Raw genomic sequence first — 1,400 nt, 5'->3', positions numbered from 1 at the left:
GGGCGCTTCCACGCCCGACCCACCCCGCCCAAGCCGCCCACCAAGGTCTTCATCAACAAACCCCCGAAGGAGAACCCCGAGACAGAACAAGCAGCCTGAACTGTCTCATCCGGTTTGACAGGTTCCGCCCCGCCACCGGACTGGCAGCAGAGGGTCGACGCCCATCCGGCCGTCGACCAGCCCGGCCACCCCGACGAGCAGGACATCCTTCAGCGCCTCTACGGGCCGCCGGACGCCGCCGGGATCTACCGGGGGGAGGGCCCCCAGTGACCGCTCAGACCATGCTCGCCTCCATGCGGACCCTTCTGGGGCTCGGCGAGCCGAACTACGTCCAGCGCTGGTACCAGGCCCGGAACGGGAGCGACTACGCGGGGAACCCGCCGTGGTGCGACGAGTCGATCACCTGGGCTGCCGCGCACTCCCAGGACGCCAGCGACTACAAGGCGGTCTGTCCCAAGGGCGACCGCGCCTACACCGTCTACCACGCCCAGGACTACCAGCGCCTGGGGGAGTGGCACATCGGGACCGCCGACCAGGTCCACCAGGCGCTCCCCGGCGACATCGTGTTCTTCGACTGGTCCGGCAGCAACGACATCGACTCGATCGACCACGTCGGGATCTGCGAGGTCAACCTCGGCGGCGGGCTCCTCCAGACCATCGAGGGCAACACCAGCGACGCGTGCAAGCGGCGCGTCCGGGACGCCTCGGTGATCGCCGGGTTCGGCCGGCCCCCGTACAGCAACAGTCCCACTCCGCCCCCGCCGTCCAAGCCCGGGACTGCGCCACCGTGGCCCGGCCGATACCTCACCCAGCCGCCGATCATGGCCGGAGTAGACGTCCGCACCTGGCAACAGCAGATGCGCGCCCGCGGCTGGCACCTGGCCGTGGACGGCGCCTACGGCGCCGCGTCGGCCGCGATCTGCCGGTCCTTCCAGCAGGAGAAGCACCTGGTCGTGGACGGCGTCGTCGGCCCCGCCACGTGGAAGGCCACCTGGGCGGCCCCGGTGACGCCGTGACCATGCGCATCCACCTGCCCGAACGCCACGAGACCGGGATTCGTCTGGGCCGGCACATCGAGCACGACCCGCGCAGCCGCGCCCATGCGGTCCCCGAGCCGCGCGGCCTGCGCTGCTGGTCGATCCGGACGGTCGCCTGGACGCGACGTGCCGCCGACCACAACGAGCTGCTGCCCGAGGGCCGCGAGAAGTCCCTCACCATCACGCAGATCGAGCAGGCGATGTTCTGGGCCAACGCCGCCATCGCCAGACAGGAGCACTAACCAGGGTTATTGGGTGTTGGCGGTTGGGTGAGTGGACGGCCCGGTGCTGTGGGCGTATGCCGGTGGCATGGCCAGATACCCCCAGGGCGGCGGGATGACCGACGCAGGCCGAGAGCGTCGG

General features: G+C 70.6%; 3 protein-coding genes. All 3 read left to right on the top strand.

What is annotated here, in order from left to right:
- Positions 1-114: 114 nt before the first annotated feature.
- From EBO15_RS45655 to EBO15_RS43380, 3 genes are read left to right on the top strand one after another with little or no spacing between them, the layout of a single operon-like run.
- Positions 115-270 carry a hypothetical protein gene (locus EBO15_RS45655; RefSeq protein WP_199745198.1) on the top strand — a complete coding sequence of 52 codons (156 nt, stop codon included), beginning with the start codon at positions 115-117 and terminating at the stop codon, positions 268-270.
- Positions 267-1,016: a peptidoglycan-binding domain-containing protein gene (locus EBO15_RS46690; RefSeq protein WP_233616869.1), complete on the top strand. Its 750-nt coding sequence runs from the start codon at positions 267-269 to the stop codon at positions 1,014-1,016. Before EBO15_RS45655 ends, EBO15_RS46690 begins: the two co-directional genes overlap by 4 nt.
- A gap of 2 nt (positions 1,017-1,018) precedes the next feature.
- Positions 1,019-1,279 (top strand): Acb2/Tad1 domain-containing protein, encoded by a 261-nt coding sequence (locus EBO15_RS43380; RefSeq protein WP_456047897.1) that lies wholly within the window; start codon positions 1,019-1,021, stop codon positions 1,277-1,279.
- Positions 1,280-1,400 lie beyond the last annotated feature (121 nt).

The organism is Actinomadura harenae (assembly GCF_003696215.1).
Classification (GTDB): domain Bacteria; phylum Actinomycetota; class Actinomycetes; order Streptosporangiales; family Streptosporangiaceae; genus Spirillospora; species Spirillospora harenae.
Note: the sequence above shows the minus strand (reverse complement) of the source record. Positions and strands in the feature narration are given on the sequence as shown.

What these genes read in the sequence shown, in the direction of transcription:
- EBO15_RS43380 (WP_456047897.1), top strand. Translation starts at nt 1,019, where the DNA reads ATGCGCATCCACCTGCCCGAACGCCACGAGACCGGGATTCGTCTGGGC.